This window comes from Enterobacter wuhouensis (assembly GCF_035835995.1).
GTDB classification, from domain to species: Bacteria; Pseudomonadota; Gammaproteobacteria; order Enterobacterales; family Enterobacteriaceae; genus Enterobacter; species Enterobacter wuhouensis.
The window spans coordinates 1,568,851-1,594,090 of sequence record NZ_CP142124.1 but is presented as its reverse complement, the minus strand read 5'-3'; the positions used below and the strand labels follow the sequence as shown (position 1 = coordinate 1,594,090).

Sequence of the window (25,240 nt, the reverse complement as noted above, 5' to 3'; positions counted from 1 at the left end):
CTGGTGCCCTCACCCTGGCCCTCTCCCACGGGGAGAGGGAATAATCAGGTTAAGGCTGCAGTGCGCTTCCGACGCGTTTGTCTTTCAGGAACACCACCATTAATCCTACCCACAGCACGCCGTTGGCAAGGTTAAACAGGCTGAACAGCCCGTTGCCGCCAAACGCGTAGGCGTGTTTGCTCACCTCGATGCCGACGGTAAAAATCAGCATCTGCAGCATGCCCATTGCCGCCGACACCGTGCCTTTACTCATCTCGCTGGCAAACAGCGTCAGGCGCACCAGCCCGGCGTTCGCCACGCCGATACCGAAGGCATAGATGCTCAGCCCTGCGGTCATCCACAGGTAGGCGTGGGATGACGCCACGGTCGCAGCCGCAGCAAGGATCAGCCCCGCCGCAATCGGCCAGCCGCCCATGATAATCAGCGAACGTACGGTGCGCCGTGCCGTCAGGCGAGCCAGCACCAGGTTACCGATAATCAGCGCGCCAAAGATCGGCACCTGCAGCAGGCCGTATTCGTAGCTGCTGAGCTTTTCACCGCTGATGATAATGACCGGGGACTGGGCAATCCACGCCAGCAGCGGCAGGCTCACAAAGCCGGTTGCCAGCGCCCCCGCCACAAAGCGAACGTTTTTCAGGACGTCTTTGTAATCGCGTCCCAGCTCCTTCAGCGACAGCTTTTCACCCAGGCGGGTAGCGGTTTCCGGCATCGCGCGATGCAGGCCAAAGAAGGAGATGGCGGCGAGAACCGCGAAGAGAATAAACATCCCCTCCCACGGCGCGACGTGCACCCAGGCCGCCCCCACCAGCGGCCCTAACAGCGGCGCAATCAGCGCCACGTTCGCCATCAGCGCGGTAATTTTGATGCACACCGCCTCCTCAAACGACTCCTGGATGGCGGCATAGCCGACGGCGCCGATAAAGCACAGGCTGACCCCCTGCAGGAAACGCAGCAGCGTGAACTGTTCAATATTTTGCGCCAGCAGCGTGGCAAGACAGGTCACGATAAACCACACCACGCCCGTCAGCATCACCGGACGACGGCCAATACGGTCCGACAGCGGCCCGAGCAGCCACTGCAAAAACATGCCGCCAGCCAGATAGGCGGTCATGGAGGTTGGCACCCACTCAATACCGGCGTTGTACTGTTCCACCACGGCCAGCATGCCGGGCTGGATCATGTCGTTGCCGATATAGGTAGAAAACTCGTAGAGCACCAGACACAGGGGAAACAGTAACGCCTGACGACCCAGACGATGACCGGAAGAAGAACGGTTTATCATGCAATCTCTTTATGATGAAAAAATCGCGATGAGTGTAATGAATTGCCGCACGCTGAGATAGCACATTATCGAGATAAAACAGAAATAAAGCACATCGTGTTGTTGTTTAAGGTTTCCTTAAGTTGACGCTTATATGATAGCGATATTTCACGTCACCGACCCAAATTATGGCACTTAACTCCAGCCGTTCAGAATTGTCTAAGTTACAGACCAATAAGACAAAACGCCTTTACCGTTTGCCGCCCCGCTTTTATGGTTATCAGCTTTTCGTGCTGATAGCCCTTGCCGTGGTGTTTACCTGGCTATCTCGCGATGAAGCGCTGGATAGATGGATCACAGGGTTTTGGTACGACGCGGCGACACAGAGCTTCCCGCTGCAGAAAAATCATCTGTTGGATCTGCTGAACCACCGGCTGGCGAAGTATATCGCCATCGCGCTGGGTGCCGCGGCGCTGTTTTATGGTGCTTACAAGCGCAACGCACGGCTGGTAACAGCCGCGCTGCTGATGGGGCTTGGCGCACTGGTGGTGGGCCTGCTTAAAAGTATGAGCCACCACAGCTGCCCGTGGGATCTGGTGGAATACGGCGGTAAGGCAGTCTCTTATCCCCTGTTCAGTTCCCCCCCGGCGGAAAGCGGCCCCGGACGCTGTTTCCCCGGCGGCCATGCCTCCAGCGGTTTCATGGTGATGGGGCTGTTTTTCGCCTTCTGGCGCGAGCGTCCTCGCCTGGCCTGGTTCTTTGTGGCGCTGGGCGCGACGCTGGGCCTGGCAATGGGGTATGGCCAGGTGATGCGCGGCGCACATTTCTTCTCTCACAACCTGTGGGCCGGGTGGTGGGTTTGGTTTTCCCAGGTGGTGGTCTACGGACTTGTTTCCACCCGGTTTGCTAAAGAGTAACGACATTATGTTAGAGCAACTGAACTACGAGCTGTTTTATCTGATCAACGCCACCCCGGCGTCTCCCGAGTGGATGCTTGATTTCGCCACGTTTCTGGCGAAAGACCTGATCAGCATCGTTCCCGTGCTGGCCGTTGTCCTGTGGCTGTGGGGCCCCCGTGACCAGGTGACGGCGCAGCGCCATCTGGTGATAAAAATGGCGATGGCTCTCGGGGTTAGCGTGTTAGCCAGCTACATCCTCGGACACGCTTTCCCGCACGATCGTCCCTTCGTCGATCGTGTCGGCTATACCTTCCTGCACCATGCGCCGGATGACTCCTTCCCGAGCGATCACGGCACGGTGATTTTTACCTTTGCCCTGGCATTCTTCTTCTGGCATCGCCTGTGGTCCGGCGCGGTGCTCATGGTGGTGGCGGCCGCTATCGCCTGGTCCCGCGTCTATCTCGGCGTCCACTGGCCGTTGGATATGGTAGGCGGCTTCCTGGTGGGGCTGATGGGCTGCGTCAGCGCGTCAATCCTCTGGAGCCTCTTCGGCCCGGCGCTCTATCGCGGTTTATCTCGGGTTTATCGCGTGCTGTTTGCCCTCCCGATCCGCAAGGGTTGGATACGTGACTAACCCCGGTCTGACAGGTTACACTTGAGCCCCCGCCCTGCGGGGGCTCACTTTTTTACCCCGAGGAACTATGGAAACACGTCGCGATGACCGCATTGCTCAGCTGCTCCAGGCGCTGAAGCGCAGTGATAAGCTGCATCTGAAAGAGGCTGCCACTCTGCTCGGCGTCTCCGAGATGACCATTCGTCGTGACCTGAACAGCGAGAGCGCCCCCGTGGTGCTGCTGGGCGGCTATATCGTGCTGGAGCCGCGCAGCGCCAGCCATTACCTGATTAGCGATCAAAAGACGCGTCTGGTTGAAGAAAAACGCAAAGCCGCGCGGCTTGCGGCCTCGCTGGTGCAGCCGCATCAGACGCTGTTTTTTGACTGCGGAACGACTACGCCGTGGATCATCGAAGCCATCGACAGCAGCATTCCCTTTACCGCCGTCTGTTACTCGTTAAACACCTTCCTGGCGCTGCAGGAAAAGCCCGAGTGCCGGGTGATCCTCTGCGGTGGAGAGTTCCACGCCAGCAACGCCATTTTCAAGCCGCTGGATCTCCAGGACACGCTGAGCAACCTATGCCCGGATATCGCCTTTTACTCTGCGGCAGGCGTGAGCGTCCGTCAGGGGGCAACCTGCTTTAACCTGGAAGAGCTGCCGGTGAAGCACTGGGCATTAAATGCGGCGCAGTACCACGTGCTGGTTGTCGATCGCAGCAAGTTTGGCAAGGTGCGTTCGGCAAGAATGGGTGAACTGGCGCAGTTTGACGCCATCGTGAGCGATTGCCGGCCGGATGACGAGTATGTGGCCTATGCGAAGGCGCAGCAGGTGAAGTTGATGTATTGAGAGGGGTGCGGCCTGATGCCCTCACCCCGGCCCTCTCCCACAGGGAGAGGGAGAAAACCCATAAGGTTTAGCTAAACCAGCTGCCAAACCATCCGTGTAATTTCATCATCACGAAATCCCACATCCGGCTGAAGAAGCCGCCCTCTTCTACCGCTTCCATCACGATCAGCGGGCGCTGTTCAATCGATTTGCCGTTCAGCTGGAAATCAATCGTCCCGACGACCTGGCCTTTTTTCAGCGGCGCGGTCAGCTGTGGATCGGTCAGGGTATAGCTGGCCTTCAGGTTTTTCAGCTGGCCGCGCGGAATAGTCACTGAACCCGCCTCGCCGGCCCCCAGATTCACCTCGCTCTTGTCACCAAACCAGACGCGCTGGCTGATGAACGTGGCATCGGGCTTAATCGGCGTCACGGTTTCAAAGAAGCGGAAGCCCCAGGTCAGCAGCTTTTCTGATTCGTTAAAGCGAATGCGGTCCGTTTTGGTGCCCAGCACGACCGAGATCAGGCGCATGTCGCCCTGGGTCGCGGAAGCCACCAGGTTGTAGCCCGCCCCTGCCGTTGTGCCGGTCTTCATGCCGTCCACGTTGACGTTGCTGCTCCACAGCAGACGGTTGCGGTTAGGCTGGCGGATCTTGTTGAAGGTAAACTCTTTCTCTTTATGGATGGCGTATTCATCCGGCACGTCGTGGATCAGCGCCTTCCCCAGCAGCGCCATATCGCGCGCGGTGCTGAACTGGCCCGGCGCATCCAGGCCATGAACCGTTTTGAAGGTGGTGTTGGTTAAGCCCAGCTTCTGCGCGTAGCCATTCATAAGCCCAATGAATGAATCCTGGCTACCCGCCACATAATCCGCCAGCGCAATACAGGCATCGTTACCCGACTGAATGATCACCCCTTTATTCAGATCGGAAACGGAAACCTGATCGCCAGGCTTGAGAAACATCACGGAAGAACCGCGCAGCGCCGGGTTGCCGGTCGCCCAGGCGTCCTTCCCGATGGTGACCATATCATCGAGCTTAATCTTGCCCGCTTTTAACGCCTGCCCGACCACGTAGCTGGTCATGATTTTTGTCAGGCTGGCCGGGTCAAGCTGCTCGTCGGCGTTGCCTTCTGCCAGCACTTTCCCGCTGGCGTAATCCATCAGGATCCAGGCGCGCGCATCCACCGGCGGCGCTTCGGGCGCAGCCTGCTCGGCCGCATAGAGAGTTGGTGCAAACAGGAAAAGGAGCGCAGAGCCTGCCGCCAGGCCGCGCAGAGAAGTCATTTTTCGCGTCATAAATGCCACCCGAGTGTCCATTCAAAAAATTACGTCACATCACCGTGTCGCAAGAAGCGATGAGTAATAGCGCACTAAAACTTTTAAAGAAACCTAAACCAGGTAAAGTTTTTAAAGTTTATGCAATAACGTCCCGATACGCTTTGATTCATGCGATTTATTTGTCTCCTGTTGCGTAATTGTTAGGTTTATCTCAACATGGCGAATCGCTGACTCGGATTCACATCTCATCGGGAGTAAATATGATTACGCTGTGGGGCAGGAACAACTCAACCAACGTGAAGAAGGTGCTCTGGACGCTGGAAGAGCTGGATTTACCGTTTAAGCAGGTGATGGCAGGCCTGGAGTTTGGCGTGAACAAAGAGGCCGACTATCTGGCCATGAACCCAAATGGCCTGGTGCCGCTGCTGCGCGATGAAGAAACTGACGCGACGCTGTGGGAGTCCAACACGATTGTGCGTTACCTCGCCGCCCAGTACGGACAGAACCGCCTGTGGGTGGACAGCCCGGCACGGCGCGCGCAGGGTGAAAAGTGGATGGACTGGGCGAACCAGACGCTCTCTCCGACTCACCGCGTGATCCTGATGGGGCTTATCCGGACGCCTGAAGCCGAGCGAGATTATCCCGCCATTCATGCCGCACAGGACGCCTGCGAAACTCTGTTTGCGATGATGGACGACGAGCTGGCGAAGCACGCATGGTTCTCCGGCGACGCCTTCGGCGTGGGCGATATCGCCGTTGCGCCTTTCATCTGGAATCTGACCAATATGGGGCTGAAATGGACGCCGCGCCCTCATCTCGAGCGCTGGCTCCAGCAGCTGAGCGATCGCCCGGCGTACCGCAAGGTCGTGATGATCCCGGTTACCTGATCACCCGTCGGACGGGCTAACCTTCAACAGTTGCCCGTCCGATTCGTCGGTCAGCACATAGAGATAACCATCCGGCCCGACCCGCACGTCGCGGATGCGCCGATCGTTATCGCCCAGAATGCGCCCGTCCTCCGTCACCTTGTTGCCGTCCACGCTCATGACGATAACGTCCTTTTCCTTCAACGCGCCGACGAACAGCTTATTTTTCCACTGCGGGAAGACGTCGCTGTTATAAAACGCCATACCGCTCACGGCAGGTGAAACCTTCCAGACAAACAGCGGCTTTTCGGTTCCTTCAACGTGCTCACCTTTGGCTTCCGGGATCTTCAGGCCGCTGTAGTTAATGCCGTGGGTCGCCAGCGGCCAGCCGTAATTCTTCCCTTTTTCTGGGATGTTGATTTCATCCCCGCCGCGCGGGCCGTGCTCGTTAAGCCACAGCGCGTCGCTCCAGGGGTTCATCGCCATCCCCTGAGGGTTACGAATGCCGTAGGACCAGATTTCAGGACGCGCGCCGGAGGTGTTCACAAAGGGGTTATCCGAAGGCACTTTTCCATCCTCGGTCAGACGCACCACCTTGCCCTGTAGCTTGTCCAAATCCTGCGCCGTCGGGCGCTGGTTATTCTCCCCGAGGCCGATAAACAGGTAGCCTTTACCGTCAAACACTAACCGACCGCCAAAGTGGTTCCCCGTGGAGAGCTTCGGCGTCTGGCGTAACACCACCCGGAAGGCTTCAATCCGCGAGAGATCGTCGCTTAAGCGGCCATAGCCCACCGCCGTTCCCGCTTTGCCGTCATCCCCCTCTTCGGCATAGCTGAGCCATATTCGTCGAGATTTTGCGAAGTCCGGTGCCAGCACCACGTCGAGCAGCCCGCCCTGTCCGTTTGCCCAGACGCTGGGCACGCCGACGATCGGATCGGAAAGCCCTTTCCCCGCCTGCCAGTGTTTTAGCTGCCCGCCCCGAAGCGTCACGAGCAGCCCTTTGTTATCCGGCAGAAATGCCAGTGACCAGGGATGATCGAGCCGGTTCTGCAACACCTCTACGTTCACCGCGCCCGGCGCGGCAAGAAGATAAGCGGGAAATAACAACGCGGGCAGGAAAATCAGGGAGGATCGATGCATAACGCGCTCCTTTTTCGGCATATGGCTTAAAGGTTAGCCACAACCCCCGGTCGCGTTACTACTTTTACAAAAGCTTAATCAGAAGGGGGAGTTACCTCCCCCGGATCTAATGCTCTTCAAGCTGAGCGTGCTTGTTGAGACACATGATGCAAAGAGAGAGCGTCGTCAGGCAGTTCTCAAGCTTTTCTGCGTCCACGGCAATAAAATTGGGGCAATCATGACGCCCATTCATCAGGCATACCCCTGCGATGGAAAGCATTTCGGCGGCACGACGCAGCGCGATTAGCTCGCTTTCTGCGTATTCCGCTTTCAGAACGGGTGCTTTTTCACGCATAAAATTGCAAAGTTCAAAGAAGTTATCACGCAGATGTTCGCTTTCGCCGACTGACATATACCCTTTGGCCTTCCTCAACTGGAGATAAGCAGCAAGGTCGAGTCGGGCGTTGATCAGCTTGTAAAGCAGATCGCGTTTCAGTCTGTCAACGGACATGCTTTTTCCTCCTCTGTCAGCCATGTTGCACATTCAGAATAAGGTTAATTTTTGTACAATTGTCTGCTTGAGATCAATAAATCATAACTGATTAACATCATTTACAATGTTACAACCTCAGAGGGCGTCATCTGCCCTGCAAAGAGTGTATAAATCCCCCGCAATACGCTGTAAAATCCCGCCCTGATAACTCCATAATTGATGAATTTTTAACCTATGAGCAATGTTACGCACCAGCCGAAAATCGGCTTCGTCTCCCTCGGCTGCCCGAAAAACCTGGTGGATTCCGAACGCATCCTGACCGAACTTCGTACCGAAGGCTATGACGTGGTGCCAAGCTACGACAACGCCGATATGGTGATCGTTAACACCTGCGGGTTCATCGACAGCGCGGTTCAGGAATCTCTGGAAGCCATCGGCGAAGCCCTGACTGAAAACGGCAAGGTTATTGTGACCGGCTGCCTGGGCGCAAAAGTGGATCAGATCCGCGAAGTGCATCCGAAGGTGCTGGAGATCACCGGCCCGCACAGCTACGAGCAGGTGCTGGAACATGTTCATCACTACGTGCCAAAACCAAAGCACAACCCGTTCCTGAGCCTGGTGCCGGAACAGGGCGTGAAGCTGACGCCGCGCCACTATGCTTACTTAAAAATTTCCGAAGGCTGCAACCACCGCTGCACCTTCTGCATTATCCCGTCCATGCGTGGCGATCTGGTGAGCCGCCCTATCGGCGAAGTGCTGGCAGAAGCCAAACGTCTGGCCGACGCGGGCGTGAAGGAGCTGCTGGTCATCTCTCAGGACACCTCAGCCTACGGCGTGGACGTCAAACACCGCTCCGGCTTCCACAACGGCGAGCCGGTGAAGACCAGCATGGTGGGCCTGTGCGAGCAGCTGTCCAAGCTCGGTATCTGGACGCGTCTGCACTACGTCTACCCGTACCCGCACGTTGACGACGTGATCCCGCTGATGGCGGAAGGCAAAATTCTGCCGTACCTGGATATCCCGCTGCAGCACGCCAGCCCGCGCATTCTCAAGCTGATGAAGCGCCCTGGCTCCGTTGACCGCCAGCTGGCGCGCATCAAGCAGTGGCGCGAAATCTGCCCGGAACTGACCCTGCGCTCCACCTTCATCGTCGGCTTCCCGGGTGAAACCGAAGAAGACTTCCAGATGCTGCTCGACTTCCTGAAGGAAGCGCGTCTGGACCGCGTGGGCTGCTTCAAGTACAGCCCGGTAGAAGGCGCAACCGCCAACGAGCTGGCGGATCAGGTACCGGAAGAGGTGAAAGAAGAGCGCTGGAACCGCTTCATGCAGCTGCAGCAGCAGATCTCTGCCGAGCGTCTGCAGGAAAAAGTGGGCCGCGAAATTCTGGTCATCATCGATGAAGTGGACGAAGAAGGCGCGATTGGCCGCAGCATGGCGGATGCCCCTGAAATCGACGGCGCGGTGTACCTGAACGGCGAAACCAACGTTAAGCCGGGTGATATTATTCGCGTGAAGGTTGAAAACGCGGACGAGTATGACCTGTGGGGTAGCCGGGTTTAATTACATTCCCCTCACCCCGACCCTCTCCCCAAAGGGGCGAGGGGGAAAACCGCACCTAGCAGTCCCCTCTCCCCTGCGGGGAGAGAGTTAGGGTGAGGGGCAATAAACCTACCCCTTAATCCTCGGATCCAGCGCGTCGCGCAGCCCATCTCCCAGCAGGTTAAAAGCCAGCACGGTCAGAAAAATCGCCAGGCTCGGGAAGATCGCCACGTGCGGTGCAATCACCATATCCGCTCTCGCCTCGTTCAGCATCGCGCCCCACTCCGGCGTCGGTGGCTGCGCGCCTAGCCCCAGAAACGACAGGCTGGCCGCCGAGATAATCGATACGCCGATGCGCATGGTGAAATAGACCACGATGGACGACACCGTACCCGGCAGAATGTGGCTGAACAGGATCGTGGTATCGCTGGCCCCCATACTGCGGGCGGATTCGATAAAGGTCTGCTGCTTCAGCACCAGCGTGTTGCCGCGCACCAGACGGGCGAAGGCAGGTATCGAAAAGACCGCAACCGCAATGATGACGTTCGCCATCCCGCTGCCCATGATCGCCACCACCGCAATCGCCAGCAGGATGCCGGGGAAGGCAAACAGCACGTCGCAGATACGCATGATGATGCGGTCCCACCAGCCTTCGTAATACCCGGCTACCAGCCCCAGCACCGTGCCGATCGCCGCGCCGATTAATACCGCAAATACCCCTGCGGCCAGGGATATCTGTGCGCCCACCAGCACGCGGCTGAAAATATCGCGTCCGAGCGAATCCACGCCAAACCAGTGCATCATCGACGGACCGTCGTTCAGACGATCGTAATCAAAGTAGTTTTCGGCATCAAACGGTGCCACCCACGGCGCAATAATGGCCACCACGATCAGCAGCAGCACAAACAGCCCCGCCGTCATGGCGACAGGCTGGCGACGGAAACGCCGCCAGAATTCAGACCACGGCGTGCGGATATGGTCCGGCTTGAGCCCCGGCATAGCGCTTAACACCGCCTGACGACGCCAGTTCAACAATCGCATCTTACTTGTACCTGATGGCCGGGTTAATGGCGGCGTAGAGCACGTCCACCACTAAGTTGATAAGAATAAACTCCAGCGAGAAGAGCAGGACTTCTGCCTGTATCACCGGGTAATCGCGCATGTCGACCGAATCGACCAGCAGGCGCCCCAGCCCCGGCCAGTTGAAGACCTTCTCCACCACGATAGAGCCGCCCAGCAGGAAGCCAAACTGCAGCCCCATCATCGTCACCACCGGGATCATCGCGTTGCGAAAACCGTGCTTGAGGATGACCCACTTCTCGCTCACCCCTTTCGCCCGCGCGGTGCGGATGTAGTCTTCGCTCAGCACGTCAACAAACGAAGCGCGGGTAAAGCGGGCCATTACCGCGGCAACGGCCGCGCCCAGCGTCATGGAGGGGAGAATATAGTGCTTCCAGGTGTCGGCGCCCACGGTCGGCAGCCAGCCCAGCTCGACGGAGAAGATCTGCATCAGCAGCATGCCCAGCGCAAACGCCGGGAAGGAGATGCCGGTCACCGCCAGCGCCATGCCCAGCTTATCCGGCCAGCGGTTGCGCCAGATAGCCGCGACAATCCCCGCCCCCAGCCCAAACACCACCGCCCAGCTCATGCTGGCGAGGGTGAGCCAGAAGGTGGGCATAAAGCGGCTGGCGATCTCTTCCGATACCGGGCGACGCGACACCATCGAGGTGCCAAAATCGCCCTGCAGCACGTTGCCCATATAGTGCAGAAACTGCTTATACAGCGGCTGGTCGAGACCCAGCTGCTTGCGCACTAGGTCGATAACGGTCGCATCAGCCTCCGGCCCCGCCACCAGACGCGCCGGATCGCCCGGCAGCATATGAACGAACAAAAACACCAGCACCGCCACGATCAGCAGCGTCGGGATCAGCCCCAGCAGGCGTTTACAAACATAATTCAGCATGAGTTTATTTTAGATCCGCGTCTTCAAAGCTAAAGCCCGTGTCCGGCATGATGTAGAACCCGGTCAGCGCTTTGTTATGGGCAGACACCAGCTTTTCGACCACCAGCGGCACCCACGGCGACTCTTTCCAGATGGTGTCCTGCGCCTCTTTATACAGGCGCGCTTTCTCTTCCGGTTTGGTCGTTTTCAGCGCGTCGGCCAGGTCTTTGTCCACCTGCGGATTGCTGTAGAACGCGGTATTGAAAAGCGTTGGCGGCCAGTTCTGCGAGGCAAACAGCGGGGAAAGCGCCCAGTCCGCTTCGCCGGTAGAGGCCGTCCAGCCGGTGTAGAACATCCGCACGCCGCTCTCTTTCTGCCCTTTGCCCTCCACTTCCGCCGCACGCTGTCCGGCATCCATTGCGGTGACCTGCGCCTTAATCCCCACCTGCGCCAGCTGCTGCTGGGTGAACTGCAGCACCTTCTGGGCGGTACTGTGATTATGGGACGACCACAGCGTGGTGCTAAATCCATTCGGGAAACCGGCTTCCTTCAGCAGCTCGCGCGCTTTAGCGGGATCGTACGGCCATGGCTCATAGCGTTGCGCGTATTCAATGGCCGGCGGCAGCACGCCCGTTGCCGGGGTGGCATAGCCCGCAAAGGCCACCTTCACCAGCGCCTGGCGGTTAATAGCGTAATTGATGGCTTCACGCACCTTCGGGTTATCGAACGGTTTTTGCGTGACGTTCATGCTGATGTAGCGCTGCATGATTGACGGGCTGGCAACCAGCTCCAGCTTGCTGTTTTTAGCAAGCAGCGCCGCCTGTTCGTACGGGATCGGGAAGGCAAACTGCGCTTCACCGGTTTGCAGCATCGCCGCGCGGGTGTTGTTGTCCACCACCGGACGCCAGGTGATGGTGTCCAGCTTCGGTAATCCCTGCTGCCAGTATCCGGCGAATTTCTTCACCTTCACAAAATCGGTCTGATTCCAGGTGAGCAGTTCGTAAGGGCCGGTGCCGACCGGGTGGAAGCCAATCTCCTTGCCGTATTTCTTCAGCGCCGCTGGCGAAATCATTGCCGTTGCCGGATGCGCAAGGATATTGATAAACGCAGAGAACGGCTCTTTCAGGGTAATTTTCACCGTCACCGGGTCAACCGCCTCGGTGCTGGCGATGTTTTTGTACAGGTTATAGCGCTTGAGGCTGTTTTCCGGGTTGCTGGCGCGGTCGAGGTTCACCTTCACCGCGTCCGCGTTGAAATCCGTGCCGTCCTGGAACTTCACGCCGGAGCGCAGCTTGATGGTATACACCAGCCCGTCATCCGAAACGGTATAGCTCTCCGCCAGCACGTTTTTCAGCTTCATCTCTTTATCCAGGCCAAACAGCCCTTGGTAGAACGATTTCGCCACCGCCTGCGACAGCGTGTCGTTAGCGTCATACGGATCGAGCGTTGTGAAATTGGAGCCAACCGCCACCACCACATCTTTGGCAGCGAACGCGGGGGATGCGGCCAGGGCTGCCGTCACGCTCGCGGCTAACAGCCATGTCCGAGCAACAAATTTAACCATTGTGTTCTCCTGCCTGTTGTACGTTATAACCGCGAGAATGCATTGTCCTGACGCGGCGGTGCGACAAAATGTCCGGGGCCGACTTCGCGCAGCGTAACCCGCTCCACGCTTTCGCCCCTTTTTCGAATATTGCTCGGCATTTCGTCCTGCAGCAGCACGCGCTGGGCGTGGCGATGCGCAGGATCGGCAACCGGTACGGCGGCCATCAGCTTGCGGGTATAGGGATGCTGCGGATTTTCAAAAACCGCGCGGCGCGGGCCAATTTCAACGATTTGCCCCATGTACATCACCGCCACCCGATGGCTGATACGCTCAACCACCGCCATATCGTGCGAGATAAAGAGAAACGCGATCCCCATATCCCGCTGCAAATCGAGCATTAAGTTGATGATTTGCGCGCGGATAGAGACGTCCAGCGCCGAGACGGACTCATCCGCAATCACCACCTTCGGGTTCAGCGCCAGCGCCCGCGCAATGCAAATACGCTGCCGCTGACCGCCGGAAAATTCGTGCGGATAGCGCCAGGCGTGTTCGGGCTTCAGCCCCACCCGCTCCAGCAGCCAGGCCACACGACGCTGCGCCGCTTCGCCGTCAAGCAGGTTATGCACCCGAAGCGGCTCCATGATCGAGTACCCTATCGTATGGCGCGGATCGAGAGAGGCATACGGGTCCTGAAATATGAACTGAATGTCCCGGCGTATCGCCTGCAGCCGGCTGTCCGGCAGGGTATCGATACGCTCCCCGTTGAAGGTAATACTCCCTTCCTGCGATTCCACCAGCCTGAGCAGCGCCCGCCCGGTGGTGGATTTACCGCAGCCGGACTCCCCCACCAGCGCCAGCGTTTCGCCTGGCCACAGGTCAAAGCTGACGTTTTCAACCGCATGCACTTCGCGCTTCACGCGGTTCAGTATTCCGCCGCGCAGGGGAAAACGGGTGACCAGATCGCGCACTTCAAGGATCGGTTTGCCCGGCACCACCGTATCCTGTTCGACTTCCTGTTGTTCTGCCAGCTCCTGGGTGTTGAGCGGAAAACAGCGCGGTAAATCGCTGCCGTTCATCGCCCCAAGACGCGGCACCGCCGCCAGCAGCGCTTTGGTGTAAGGATGAACAGGCGCATGAAAGATCTGCTCAACCGTGCCCGTCTCCACGGCGTGCCCCTGGTGCATCACCAGTACGCGGTCAGCGATATCCGCCACCACGCCCATATCGTGGGTGATAAAAATCACCCCCATGTCCATCTCCTGCTGCAGCACTTTGATCAGCTGCAGGATCTGCGCCTGAATGGTGACGTCCAGCGCCGTCGTCGGCTCGTCGGCGATCAGCACCGCCGGGCGGCACGACAGCGCCATGGCGATCATCACCCGCTGGCGCATTCCGCCGGAAAGCTGGTGCGGGTAGCGCGCTAAAATGGCCTGCGCCTCCGGAATACGTACCAGCTCAAGCATCCGTTTGGCCTCAAGGAGCGCTTCATCGCCGCTCAGCCCCTGATGCAGCCGAATGGACTCGGCAATTTGTTCCCCCACCGGAAAGACCGGGTTCAGGGAGGTCATCGGCTCCTGGAAGATCATGGCGATATCCGCCCCGCGCACGCCCTGCATCTGCGAGGCGCTCAGTTCGTTTAAATCGATGACCTGTCGGTTACGGCGGCGCAGCAGCATTTGTTCGCTGGTCACCTGCCCGCCCGTCTGTTCAAGCAGGCGCATCAATGCCAGCGCGGTAACGGATTTACCTGAACCGGACTCCCCCACGATCGCCAGCGTTTCGCCGCGGTTAAGCGAAAACGATAAATTCTGTACTGCAGGGATGAACTGCCGCTCTTCCTGAAAGGCAATATTCAGCTGATGAACCGCCAGTACTTCCCGGCTGTCCAGCTCTTCACTGTGCGGCACGCGTTGCCCCCTTATTCACGATAAATCCCCGTACTGGGCTCGTCACCCGCATAGCCCCAGGCGCGGTACATCCCTTCGCTGTTGAACGGCAACGCCACGTTGCCCTCACGATCCACCGCAATAAGCCCGCCGACGCCGCCCAGCGCGGGCAATTTTTCCATCACCACGCGCTCGCAGGCTTCGCTCAGGCTTAGTCCGCCGTAGTCCATCAGCGCGGTGATGTCGTATGCCGCAAGTGCACGAATAAAGACTTCGCCGGTTCCGGTACAGGACACGGCGGCCGTGGCGTTATTGGCATAGCATCCTGCCCCCGGCAGCGGGCTGTCGCCTACCCGCCCCGGCAGCTTGTTGGTCATCCCGCCGGTCGAGGTTGCGGCAGCAAGATTGCCTGCTTTATCGAGCGCAACCGCGCCAACGGTGCCCATTTTGGTGCGCTCATCCAGCGGCGCGGCGTGGTCAAGCTGCGTCTTTCCTGCCGTGCGGGCGTTCAGCAGCTGCTGGTAACGCTCCTCGGTGGAGAACAGATCGGGCGATACCGCGTCCATCCCGTGCTCGAAGGCAAATTGCTCTGCGCCCGCCCCCGCCAGCAGCACGTGCGGGCTCGCCTCCATCACCAGACGCGCGGCCAGGATGGGATTTCGCAGACGGCTCACGCCCGCTACCGCTCCCGCTTTCAGGGTAATCCCGTCCATCACGCAGGCGTCCAGCTCGTGGGTTTCATCCCGCGTATAGACTGAACCGATCCCCGCGTTAAACAGCGGGCACTCTTCCAGCAGGCGCACCGCCTCGGTGACCACATCCAGCGCGCTCTCGCCCGCCTCCAGCATTCGCTGCCCCGTTTCCACAATGGCAGACAGCGCGTCAATGTAGCGCTTCTCCTGCTCAGGGCTGAGCTGTGCACGGGTGATTGCCCCGGCGCCACCATGAATCGCGATTACCGCATTAACCATTTCGCCTCACCCGTCAGCCTGATTTGCGGCTTTTTCTATAAATATCATTATCGTCGATGAAACTTCAGATGATTTTTGAATATAGAAAGACGCAACTGTGATGTAAAGCGTACACCCATCGGGTCATACAGTTAGCCGCACTTTTCTGCCATAATGAGCGCTTTCGTTGTTACTCCGCAGGAGCCCACCATGGATTTTACCGCCGGACTGATGCCGCTTGAGACGGCACTCACGCAGATGCTTGACCGAGTTTCCCCGTTGCATGACGTTGAGACGCTGCCCCTCGTGCGCTGTTTTGGCCGTATTGCCGCGCGCGATATCGTCTCTCCGCTTAACGTGCCGGGGTTTGATAATTCCGCGATGGACGGTTACGCGGTACGCCTGGCGGATATTCAGACGGGTAACGCCCTGCCGGTAGCAGGTAAAGCCTTTGCGGGTCAGCCGTTTGGCGGCGAGTGGCCTGCGGGCACCTGCGTGCGCATCATGACCGGTGCGCCGGTTCCGGCCGGCTGCGACGCCGTGGTGATGCAGGAAGAGACCGAACAGACCGACGATGGCGTGCGTTTTACCGCGAACGTTAAAGCGGGCCAGAACATCCGCCGCACGGGCGAAGATATCACGCTTGGCGCAACGGTCTTTGCCGCCGGACAGAAGCTGACGGTAGGTGAACTGCCGGTGCTGGCCTCGCTCGGCGTTGCGGAAATCGACGTGATCCGCAAGGTGCGCGTCGCCGTTTTCTCCACCGGCGACGAGCTGCAGCTGCCGGGCCAGCCGCTGCAGGAGGGCCAGATTTACGATACCAACCGCCTGGCGGTACACCTGATGCTGGAGCAGCTGGGCTGTGAGGTGATTAACCTCGGCATTATTCCTGACGATCCGGAAAAACTGCGCGCCGCGTTTATCGAAGCGGATAACGCTGCCGACGTGGTCATCAGCTCCGGCGGCGTCTCCGTGGGCGAAGCGGATTACACCAAAACCATCCTCGAAGAGCTGGGCGAAATCGCCTTCTGGAAGCTGGCCATCAAGCCGGGCAAACCGTTCGCCTTTGGCAAGCTCACGCACGGCTGGTTCTGCGGCCTGCCGGGTAACCCGGTCTCGGCGGCACTCACTTTCTACCAGCTGGTGCTCCCGCTGCTGGCGAAGCTTTCCGGCAACAGCGCCAGCCCGCTGCCGGCACGCCAGCGCGTGCGCGCCGCCACGCGCCTGAAAAAATCACCCGGCCGCCTCGATTTCCAGCGCGGCATTCTGACGCGCAACGCGGACGGCGAATTGGAAGTGAGCACCACCGGGCATCAGGGCTCGCACATTTTCAGCTCCTTCAGCCAGGGCAACTGCTTTATCGTGCTGGAGCGCGAGCGCGGCAATGTGGAAGCAGGCGAGTGGGTTGAGGTCGAAAGCTTTAATCACCTGTTCGGAGGCTGAGATGACGGTGGAGCTGAGCGACCCGGAGATGATGCGCTACAACCGCCAGATTGTGCTGCGAGGGTTTGACTTCGAGGGCCAGGAAGCGCTTAAAGCAGCAAGCGTGCTGGTTGTTGGCCTCGGCGGTCTGGGCTGCGCCGCCGCGCAGTACCTTGCGGCGGCGGGCGTAGGCAGGATGACGCTGCTGGATTTCGATACCGTATCGGTGTCCAACCTGCAGCGTCAGACGCTGCACAGCGACGCGACGGTTGGCCAGCCGAAAGTGGACTCTGCCCGCACGGCGCTGGCGCGCATCAACCCCAACGTTCAGTTCACCCTGATTGACGCAATGCTGGATGACGACGCGCTGTTCTTGCAGATTGCGCAGCACGACCTGGTGCTGGACTGCACCGACAACGTCACCGTCCGTAACCAGCTGAACGCGGGCTGTTTTGCCCACAAAATCCCGCTGGTTTCCGGCGCGGCGATCCGCATGGAGGGGCAAATCAGCGTCTTCACGTACGCGGAAGGTGAACCCTGCTACCGCTGCCTGAGCCGCCTGTTCGGCGAGAACGCCCTGACCTGCGTTGAGGCGGGCGTGATGGCGCCGTTGGTCGGCGTGATGGGGTCGATGCAGGCGATGGAAGCAATCAAGGTGCTGGCGCGTTACGGCACCCCGGCAGCGGGGAAAATCGTGATGTATGACGCGATGACCTGCCAGTTCCGCGAGATGAAGCTGATGCGTAACCCGGGGTGTGAAGTGTGCGGAGGTTAAACCCTGCTGCGGGATGATGCCCTCACCCCGGCCCTCTCCCACAGGGAGAGGGAGAAAATCGTAGGCCGGGTAAGCGTGAGCGCCACCCGGCAACAGCATTAGATAGACGTCCTTCCAAACGCTCCCTGCCAGTCCTGCTCAAACTTCACAATCGCCGCATCCACGGCCGGAGAGGTAATAAACTGCTGCGCCACGTCCAGCGGCAGCGTGATGGACTCGCACCCTGCCAGCAGGCAGTCCAGCGCCTGACGCGGCGTTTTAAAGCTCGCGGCCAGCACCTTTGACTGCGGCGCGTGCAGCGTCAGCAGCTGCTGTAGCTCAACAACCGTCTGGATACCGTCCCCGCCCTGCGCGTCCACGCGGTTAACGTAAGGCGCGACATATTCCGCTCCCGCCAGCGCGGAGAGCATCCCCTGCGCGGCACCGTAAACCGCCGTGCCCAGCGTCGGGATGCCTTCAGCTTTCAGCATCTTGATTGCCGCCAGCCCTTCCGCGGTCACCGGTACTTTCACTACTAGGTCGTTAATGATGGCGCGCAGCTTGCGCGCGTCCTCCACCATCCCTTCGGCGGTGGTCGCCATCACCTGAGCGAACAGACGACCTTTACCGCCCAGCGCGTCGTGCAGCTCTGGCAGCAAAACGTCCAGCGGCGTTTTGCCTGCCGCCACAATGCTTGGGTTAGTGGTCACGCCCGCCAGCGGGAAGATACGCGCCAGCTTTTTGACTGCCGCAACGTCAGATGTGTCGAGATAAAGTTCCATGATGTCACCCTCAAAATTAGCCTGCACTTACCCTATCACGACAAAACCTGCTCAAGAGTTGACCTGCATCAAGATAACTTTCATTCGAAAGTCATTTAATCTTCATATGCAAGATGAGAGGCAAAATCATGATCTTCAATATTCAGCGTTACTCAACCCACGACGGCCCCGGCATTCGAACCGTGGTGTTCCTGAAAGGCTGCTCGCTGGGCTGTCGCTGGTGCCAGAACCCGGAAAGCCGATCCCGCAGCCGGGACGTGCTGTTTGATGCGCGCCTGTGCCTGGACGGCTGCGACCTGTGCCAGCAGGCGGCACCGGGCTGCATCGAACGCGCGCTGAACGGGCTGGTCATCCACCGCGAAAAGCTGAATGAGGAGACGCTCACTGCCCTTACCGACTGCTGCCCGACGCAGGCGCTCACCGTCTGCGGTGAAGAACAGCAGGTCGAGGAGATCATGACAACCGTGCTGCGCGATAAACCCTTCTACGATCGCAGCGGCGGCGGGATTACCCTCTCCGGCGGCGAGCCGTTTATGAACCCTGAGCTGGCGCACGCCCTGTTTAAGGCCAGCCACGAACAGGGGATCCACACCGCCGTGGAAACCTGCCTTCACGTGCCGTGGCACTATATCGAGCCGTCATTACCCTACGTCGATCTGTTCCTCGCCGACCTGAAGCACGTCGACGGTGAGGTGTTCAGGCAGTGGACGGACGGTTCGGCTAAGCGGATCCTGGATAACCTGAAACGCCTTGCCGCGGCCGGGAAAAAAATCACCATCCGCGTGCCGCTGATCCAGGGCTTTAACGCCGATGAAGCGTCCATAACCGCCATCACCAACTTCGCCGCCGACGAACTCGGCGTCGAGGATATTCATTTTCTGCCGTATCACACGCTGGGCATGAACAAATACACCCTGCTCGGCCAACCCTACTCTGCCCCTGACAAACCGCTGGATAACCCTGCCCTGCTGGACTTCGCGCAGCAGTACGCCTGCCAGAAAGGGTTAACCGCGACCTTACGAGGATAAACCTATGACAACCCTGAATCTCAACACCCTCAGCGAGCGCATTAAGGCGCACAAAATGGCCCTGGTGCACATCGTTAAGCCACCGGTCTGTACCGAGCGCGCACAGCATTACACCGAAATGTATCAGCAGCACATGGACAAGCCGATCCCGGTGCGTCGCGCCCTGGCGCTGGCGCATCACCTGGCTGAACGCACCATCTGGATCAAACACGACGAGCTGATCATCGGTAACCAGGCAAGCGAAGTGCGCGCCGCGCCGATTTTCCCGGAATACACCGTCTCCTGGATTGAGAAAGAGATCGACGATCTGGCGGACCGCCCGGGCGCGGGCTTTGCGGTGAGCGAAGAGAACAAGCGCGTGCTGCATGAGATCTGCCCGTGGTGGCGCGGCCAGACGGTGCAGGATCGCTGCTACGGCATGTTCACCGACGAGCAGAAAGGCCTGCTGGAAACCGGCATTATCAAAGCCGAGGGCAACATGACCTCCGGCGACGCGCACCTGGCCGTTAACTTCCCGCTGGTGCTGGAGAAAGGTCTCGACGGCCTGCGCGCCAAAGTGGCCGAGCGCCGCTCGCGCATCAACCTGACGGTGCTGGAAGACCTGCACGGCGACCAGTTCCTGAAGGCGATCGATATCGTGCTGGAAGCGGTGAGTCTGCACATCAAACGCTTTGCCGATCTGGCGCGCGAGATGGCCGCGACCGAAACCCGCGCAAGCCGCCGCGACGAGCTGCTGGCGATGGCGGAAAACTGCGACATCATTGCCCACGAGCCGCCAAAAACCTTCTGGCAGGCGCTGCAGCTGTGCTACTTCATTCAGCTGATCCTGCAGATTGAGTCCAACGGCCACTCCGTCTCCTTCGCGCGTATGGACCAGTATCTCTATCCGTACTACCGCCGCGACGTAGAGCTTGACCAGAGCCTGGATCGCGAACACGCCATCGAGCTGCTGCACAGCTGCTGGCTGAAGCTGCTGGAAGTGAACAAGATCCGCTCCGGCTCTCACTCCAAGGCTTCCGCCGGTAGCCCGCTGTACCAGAACGTCACCATCGGCGGCCAGAAGCTGGTCAACGGTGAGCCAATGGACGCGGTAAACCCACTCTCCTACGCAATTCTGGAATCCTGTGGTCGCCTGCGCTCCACCCAGCCGAACCTGAGCGTGCGCTACCACGCGGGCATGAGCAACGACTTCCTCGACGCCTGCGTGCAGGTGATCCGCTGCGGCTTCGGCATGCCCGCGTTCAACAACGATGAAATCGTGATCCCGGAATTCATCAAGCTCGGCGTTGAGCGCGACGATGCCTACGATTACGCGGCCATCGGCTGTATCGAAACCGCGGTGGGCGGCAAGTGGGGCTATCGCTGCACCGGCATGAGCTTCATCAACTTCGCCCGCGTGATGCTGGCAGCGCTGGAAGGCGGGCGCGACGCCACCAGCGGCAAGGTGTTCCTGCCGCAGGAGAAAGCGCTCTCAGCCGGTAACTTCGACAACTTCGACGAAGTGATGGCGGCGTGGGACAGCCAGATCCGCTACTACACCCGCAAATCCATCGAGATTGAGTACGTGGTGGATACCATGCTGGAAGAGAACGTCCACGATATTCTCTGCTCGGCGCTGGTGGACGACTGCATCGAACGTGCGAAAAGCATCAAGCAGGGCGGCGCGAAGTATGACTGGGTCTCCGGCCTGCAGGTGGGTATCGCCAACCTCGGCAATAGCCTGGCGGCGGTGAAGAAGCTGGTGTTCGAACAGGGTACTATCGGTCAGCAGCAGCTGGCGGCCGCGCTGGCGGATGACTTCGACGGGCTGACCCACGAGCAGCTGCGCCAGCGCCTGATCAACGGCGCGCCGAAGTACGGCAACGATGACGACAGCGTGGACATGCTGCTGACGCGTGCCTATCAGACCTACATCGAAGAGCTGAAGCAGTACCACAACCCGCGCCATGGCCGCGGCCCGATTGGCGGTAACTACTACGCGGGCACCTCCTCTATTTCCGCAAATGTGCCGTTTGGCGCGGCGACAATGGCCACCCCGGACGGACGTAAGGCACACACCCCGCTGGCGGAAGGGGCAAGCCCGGCCTCCGGTACGGATCATCTCGGCCCGACGGCGGTAATCGGCTCGGTGGGCAAACTGCCGACCGAAGCCATTCTCGGCGGCGTGCTGCTGAACCAGAAGCTGAACCCGTCAACGCTGGAAAACGACAGCGATCGCCAGAAGCTGATGGTGCTGCTGCGCACCTTCTTCGAGGTGCATAAGGGCTGGCATATTCAGTACAACATCGTGTCGCGCGAAACGCTGCTGGAAGCGAAGAAGCATCCTGACCAGTATCGTGACCTGGTGGTGCGCGTGGCGGGCTACTCGGCGTTCTTCACCGCCCTGTCGCCGGATGCGCAGGACGATATTATTGCGCGTACTGAGCATACGCTGTAACGGTTTATCCCTTAAGGGGAAATGCGCACGCTGATGCCCTCACCCCGGCCCTCTCCCACGGGGAGAGGGAGAAAACACTAAAAACGGCAACCCAGGTTGCCGTTTTGTTTTTACTTTCGAATGAAATTAAATTTGTGCTCCCCGTCACCTTGTTATTAGAATGTTTCAAAACGCAGTGACCCAGGAGCACAGTATGACCGTTAAAGTTATCGTCACCGATATGGACGGAACTTTCCTTGATGATGCCAAGCAGTACGATCGTGACCGCTTCCAGGCACAGTTTGAACAGCTTAAAGCCCGCGACATTGAATTTGTTGTCGCCAGCGGCAACCAGTATTACCAGCTCATCTCCTTCTTTCCGGAGCTGAAAGAGCAGATCTCCTTCGTGGCGGAAAACGGCGCGCTGGTGTTCGAGCGCGGGGAACAGATTTTCCACGGCGAGCTAACGCGCCATGAGTTACAAATCGTCATTGGCGAACTGCTGAAAGACAAAGGTCTAAACTTTGTGGCCTGCGGGCTGGAGAGCGCCTACGTCAGCGACCAGGCCCCTGAAGAATTCGTGGCGCTGATGTCAAAGCACTACCACCGCTTAAAGCGCATCAGCGATTACCGCGACATTGACGACGTGCTGTTTAAGTTCTCCCTGAACCTGCCGGACAGCGATATCCCTAAGCTGGTGGATAAACTTCACGTCTCCCTGGACGGCATCATGAAGCCGGTCACCAGCGGCTTTGGCTTTGTCGATCTGATTATCCCCGGCCTGCATAAGGCCAACGGCATTAGCCGCCTGCTGAAACGCTGGAAAATTTCCCCGCAAGAATGCGTGGCCATTGGCGACAGCGGCAACGATGCCGAGATGCTGAAGCTGGTGAAATACTCCTTTGCGATGGGCAACGCGGCGGAAAGCATCAAAGACATCAGCCGCTACAGCACCGACGACAACAACCATCAGGGCGCGCTGAACGTCATTCAGGCCGTGCTCGAGAACCATTCCCCGTTCGACGCCTGATCCTCTCCTCGCCGGAGCCTCGCTCCGGCCTCTCACTCTTTTTCCGTCCTGTGGCTTGCGTCAAGTTTTTAAACTTGCATTAACTTATTTTTAACTTAAAGTATCACTTGTAGACACTTTTACTTTCGAATGAAAGATGCGAGGCGGTTATGACCTTTACCAGTGAAACTTTGCCAGCGGATCCCAAAGCGGCAATCCGTCAGTTAAAACGTGAGCTGCGCGCGCAGATCGGCGACGTGCAGGCGGTGTTTGATAAGCTCAGCGACAAAATTGCCACCCGCGTGGCGGAGATCAACGCCCTTAAGAACAAAGGCGAATCCGTCTGGCCGGAGATCCCGTTTGCGGATGTGAAAAACGGCGCCATCACCGACGCTCAGCGCGAGGCGGTCAAGCGCCGCGGCTGCGCGGTGATTAAAGGTCATTTCCCGCGCGAGCAGGCGCTGGCGTGGGATCGGTCGATGCTCGACTACCTCGATCTGAACAAATTTGACGACGTGTACAAAGGGCCAGGCGATAACTTCTTCGGCACCTTAACGGCATCCCGCCCGGAGATTTACCCGATCTACTGGTCGCAGGCGCAGATGCAGGCGCGCCAGAGCGAAGAGATGGCGCAGGTGCAGTCGTTCCTGAACCGTTTATGGACGTTCGAGAGCAACGGCAAGCAGTGGTTCGACCCGGACGTGAGCGTGATTTACCCGGACCGTATCCGCCGCCGTGCGCCGGGAACCACCTCGAAAGGGCTGGGCGCGCATACCGACTCCGGCGCGCTAGAGCGCTGGCTGCTTCCGGCCTATCAGCAGGTCTTTGCCCGCGTGTTTGACGGCAACGTCGATAAGTACGATCCGTGGAACGCCGCGCACCGCACCGAAGTGGAAGAGTACACCGTCGACAACACCACCAAATGCTCGGTGTTCCGCACCTTCCAGGGCTGGACGGCGCTGTCGGACATGATCCCCGGACAGGGGCTGCTGCACGTGGTGCCGATCCCGGAAGCGATGGCCTATATTCTTCTGCGCCCGCTGCTGGACGACGTGCCGGAAGACGAGCTGTGCGGCGTGGCGCCGGGGCGCGTGCTGCCGGTTTCCGAGAAGTGGCACCCGCTGCTCATCGAGGCGCTGACCAGCATTCCGGCACTCGAGGCGGGCGATTCCGTGTGGTGGCACTGCGATGTGATCCACTCCGTCGCGCCGGTGGAAAATCAGCAGGGCTGGGGCAACGTGATGTATATCCCTGCCGCGCCGATGTGCGAGAAAAACCTCGCCTACGCGAAAAAGGTCAAGGAGGCGCTGGAAACCGGCGCGTCGCCGGGAGACTTCCCGCGTGAAGACTACGAAAAAACCTGGCAGGACCGCTTTACCGTGAACGATCTCAACATCCACGGCAAGCGCGCGCTGGGCATGGCTTAACTGTCGTATAGCCCTTCCCGCTCAACGGCGGTGCGTCGTTTTCCCTGACGTATCCGCCGTACCGATTCCCGTACGGCCAGCGTGCCGTTAAGCAGTAACGTCCCCACTGGTGCGTCCGGGCGCATCAGCCGCTGCTGGAGCATATGTACCGCCTCCGTGCCCAGCTCATCGCGCGGAACGTGCACCGCCGTTAACGGCACATCCTGGATTGCCGCCAGGTTAAAGCCGTCAATACTCATCACCGACACGTCCTGCGGGACGCGCAGTCCGTGGTTTTGTAAGGCGCTAATGGTGCCCGCCGCCATAAAGTCGCCGCCCACGAGAAACGCGGTCGGCAGGTCCTTTCCCTGCTGTTTTTCAAGCCATTCGTTCACCATCCGCTCCGTTTCACGCGCGCTAAAGCTCGGCGCCACCAGCAGATCGCGTTTGTCGGTAAATTTCAGATTATGAGACCGCCACGCGTCGCGGACGCCGGACAGGCGCAGCTCCATGGTGTAACGACGCAGGCACAGCACGGTCATTACCTCGCGGTGTCCCATCTCGAACAGGTATTCCGCCGCACGCTCACCAATGGCACGATGGTCGGGGGCAACCGCAGGCAGGCGCATGTGTCGGTCACGGCAGTTAATCAACATGCAGGGTTTACCCAGATCCACCGCCAGATCGTGAATATGCGGATCGTCAATGCCGAGAAGTATGGCGGCCTGGGAATCCGGCTCGTTCATGCGCGCCAGAAACAGCTGCGCGTCGCTGTCGTTCTCCTCCAGCGCGCAGTAGCGCAGGCGAACCTCGTGCGATGCGAGACCTTTACTGATGCTCTGTATCACGCGGTAGTAAAAGATGTCGGACCGCTCGTCGAAGGCGCGCTGCGGCGCAAAAACCACCAGGCTATTCAACAGCAAACGCCCTGCCGCCATGCCGTCCATCACGCCCAGCTCCCGCGCGCAGGCCAGCACCTTTGCGCGCGCTTTTTCACTGGTATTGGCTTTCCCCGCCAGCACGCGGGAAACCGTGCTGATAGAGAGCTGGGTTCGGGCGGCAATTTCAGTGATTTTTAGCCTTTTGTCCATTTTGTGATCTGGCTCCATTTGCGAAATGAAAAAATTTTCATAGCCTGCTTTTCAGTTCATAACTGACGTTGCAGCCATCATGCCAAAGGATTGACGTTCTTAATGAGAAAGTTTGC

At 59.1% G+C, this 25,240-nt stretch carries 21 protein-coding genes and 1 pseudogene; 11 read left to right on the top strand and 11 right to left on the bottom strand.

Features of this window, described 5'->3' with window-relative positions:
* Positions 1-49: 49 nt before the first annotated feature.
* Positions 50-1,282 (bottom strand): MFS transporter, encoded by a 1,233-nt coding sequence (locus VPX56_RS07600; protein ID WP_131632923.1) that lies wholly within the window; start codon positions 1,280-1,282, stop codon positions 50-52.
* Positions 1,283-1,449: 167 nt separating this feature from the next.
* Between VPX56_RS07600 and VPX56_RS07595 the strand changes: the two genes are divergently transcribed.
* From VPX56_RS07595 to deoR, 3 genes are all read left to right on the top strand, one after another.
* A complete protein-coding gene (locus tag VPX56_RS07595) occupies positions 1,450-2,178 on the top strand; it encodes a phosphatase PAP2 family protein (RefSeq protein WP_131632924.1) in 729 nt (242 codons plus the stop codon).
* 7 nt (positions 2,179-2,185) lie between these two features.
* Positions 2,186-2,794 (top strand): undecaprenyl-diphosphate phosphatase, encoded by a 609-nt coding sequence (gene ybjG, locus VPX56_RS07590; RefSeq protein WP_131632925.1) that lies wholly within the window; start codon positions 2,186-2,188, stop codon positions 2,792-2,794.
* Positions 2,795-2,861: 67 nt separating this feature from the next.
* On the top strand, positions 2,862-3,620 hold the full coding sequence (gene deoR / locus VPX56_RS07585) for a DNA-binding transcriptional repressor DeoR (RefSeq protein WP_131632926.1): 759 nt from the start codon (positions 2,862-2,864) through the stop codon (positions 3,618-3,620).
* Between the two features lie 67 nt (positions 3,621-3,687).
* Here the strand turns inward: deoR and dacC are convergent, their stop codons facing one another.
* Positions 3,688-4,893 (bottom strand): serine-type D-Ala-D-Ala carboxypeptidase, encoded by a 1,206-nt coding sequence (gene dacC, locus VPX56_RS07580; RefSeq protein WP_131632927.1) that lies wholly within the window; start codon positions 4,891-4,893, stop codon positions 3,688-3,690.
* 242 nt (positions 4,894-5,135) lie between these two features.
* Between dacC and VPX56_RS07575 the strand changes: the two genes are divergently transcribed.
* The gene (locus VPX56_RS07575) at positions 5,136-5,762 is read left to right on the top strand and encodes a glutathione S-transferase family protein (protein ID WP_131632928.1); all 627 of its coding nucleotides are present in this window, start codon (positions 5,136-5,138) and stop codon (positions 5,760-5,762) included.
* Here the strand turns inward: VPX56_RS07575 and VPX56_RS07570 are convergent, their stop codons facing one another.
* Entirely contained in the window at positions 5,763-6,881 is a 1,119-nt protein-coding gene (locus VPX56_RS07570) for a PQQ-dependent sugar dehydrogenase (RefSeq protein WP_326470872.1), read from the bottom strand.
* A gap of 106 nt (positions 6,882-6,987) precedes the next feature.
* The gene (bssR, locus tag VPX56_RS07565; protein WP_131632930.1) at positions 6,988-7,371 is read right to left on the bottom strand and encodes a biofilm formation regulator BssR; all 384 of its coding nucleotides are present in this window, start codon (positions 7,369-7,371) and stop codon (positions 6,988-6,990) included.
* A gap of 216 nt (positions 7,372-7,587) precedes the next feature.
* Here bssR and rimO point away from each other — a divergent pair, with 216 nt between their 5' ends.
* Positions 7,588-8,913, top strand: a complete 1,326-nt coding sequence (gene rimO, locus VPX56_RS07560) for a 30S ribosomal protein S12 methylthiotransferase RimO (protein ID WP_326470869.1) — start codon at positions 7,588-7,590, stop codon at positions 8,911-8,913.
* A gap of 108 nt (positions 8,914-9,021) precedes the next feature.
* Here rimO and gsiD read toward each other — a convergent pair whose 3' ends face one another.
* The 5 genes and pseudogenes from gsiD to iaaA all read right to left on the bottom strand — a co-directional run bounded on the left by gsiD (position 9,022) and on the right by iaaA (position 15,237).
* On the bottom strand, positions 9,022-9,933 hold the full coding sequence (gsiD, locus tag VPX56_RS07555) for a glutathione ABC transporter permease GsiD (protein WP_131632932.1): 912 nt from the start codon (positions 9,931-9,933) through the stop codon (positions 9,022-9,024).
* Between the two features lies 1 nt (position 9,934).
* Positions 9,935-10,855, bottom strand: a complete 921-nt coding sequence (gene gsiC, locus VPX56_RS07550; protein WP_131632933.1) for a glutathione ABC transporter permease GsiC — start codon at positions 10,853-10,855, stop codon at positions 9,935-9,937.
* 4 nt (positions 10,856-10,859) lie between these two features.
* Positions 10,860-12,398 (bottom strand): glutathione ABC transporter substrate-binding protein GsiB, encoded by a 1,539-nt coding sequence (gsiB, locus tag VPX56_RS07545; protein ID WP_326470866.1) that lies wholly within the window; start codon positions 12,396-12,398, stop codon positions 10,860-10,862.
* Between the two features lie 23 nt (positions 12,399-12,421).
* A complete protein-coding gene (gene gsiA, locus VPX56_RS07540) occupies positions 12,422-14,287 on the bottom strand; it encodes a glutathione ABC transporter ATP-binding protein GsiA (protein WP_326470864.1) in 1,866 nt (621 codons plus the stop codon).
* Positions 14,274-15,237, bottom strand: a pseudogene (gene iaaA / locus VPX56_RS07535) (beta-aspartyl-peptidase). The gene gsiA and the pseudogene iaaA overlap by 14 nt, the downstream one beginning before the upstream one ends.
* 189 nt (positions 15,238-15,426) lie before the next feature.
* Here iaaA and moeA point away from each other — a divergent pair.
* Together moeA and moeB are read left to right on the top strand one after the other, a co-directional pair.
* The gene (gene moeA / locus VPX56_RS07530) at positions 15,427-16,659 is read left to right on the top strand and encodes a molybdopterin molybdotransferase MoeA (protein ID WP_326470860.1); all 1,233 of its coding nucleotides are present in this window, start codon (positions 15,427-15,429) and stop codon (positions 16,657-16,659) included.
* Between the two features lies 1 nt (position 16,660).
* A complete protein-coding gene (gene moeB / locus VPX56_RS07525; protein ID WP_326470858.1) occupies positions 16,661-17,413 on the top strand; it encodes a molybdopterin-synthase adenylyltransferase MoeB in 753 nt (250 codons plus the stop codon).
* A gap of 98 nt (positions 17,414-17,511) precedes the next feature.
* Here the strand turns inward: moeB and fsa are convergent, their stop codons facing one another.
* Complete coding sequence (fsa, locus tag VPX56_RS07520; RefSeq protein ID WP_010428983.1) at positions 17,512-18,174, bottom strand: fructose-6-phosphate aldolase; 663 nt, start codon at positions 18,172-18,174, stop codon at positions 17,512-17,514.
* A 128-nt stretch (positions 18,175-18,302) separates the two neighbouring features.
* On the opposite strand from fsa, the gene VPX56_RS07515 reads away from it, so the two are divergent.
* The 4 genes from VPX56_RS07515 to VPX56_RS07500 all read left to right on the top strand — a co-directional run bounded on the left by VPX56_RS07515 (position 18,303) and on the right by VPX56_RS07500 (position 24,054).
* Positions 18,303-19,202: a glycyl-radical enzyme activating protein gene (locus tag VPX56_RS07515; RefSeq protein ID WP_326470856.1), complete on the top strand. Its 900-nt coding sequence runs from the start codon at positions 18,303-18,305 to the stop codon at positions 19,200-19,202.
* Positions 19,203-19,206: 4 nt separating this feature from the next.
* Positions 19,207-21,639: a formate C-acetyltransferase/glycerol dehydratase family glycyl radical enzyme gene (locus VPX56_RS07510; protein ID WP_326470854.1), complete on the top strand. Its 2,433-nt coding sequence runs from the start codon at positions 19,207-19,209 to the stop codon at positions 21,637-21,639.
* Between the two features lie 193 nt (positions 21,640-21,832).
* A complete protein-coding gene (locus VPX56_RS07505; protein ID WP_326470852.1) occupies positions 21,833-22,648 on the top strand; it encodes a Cof-type HAD-IIB family hydrolase in 816 nt (271 codons plus the stop codon).
* Positions 22,649-22,797: 149 nt separating this feature from the next.
* On the top strand, positions 22,798-24,054 hold the full coding sequence (locus VPX56_RS07500; protein ID WP_131632942.1) for a DUF1479 domain-containing protein: 1,257 nt from the start codon (positions 22,798-22,800) through the stop codon (positions 24,052-24,054).
* Here VPX56_RS07500 and VPX56_RS07495 read toward each other — a convergent pair.
* Complete coding sequence (locus VPX56_RS07495) at positions 24,051-25,124, bottom strand: LacI family DNA-binding transcriptional regulator (RefSeq protein WP_326470849.1); 1,074 nt, start codon at positions 25,122-25,124, stop codon at positions 24,051-24,053. The two genes, VPX56_RS07500 and VPX56_RS07495, sit on opposite strands and share 4 nt — an antisense overlap.
* Positions 25,125-25,240: the final 116 nt, after the last annotated feature.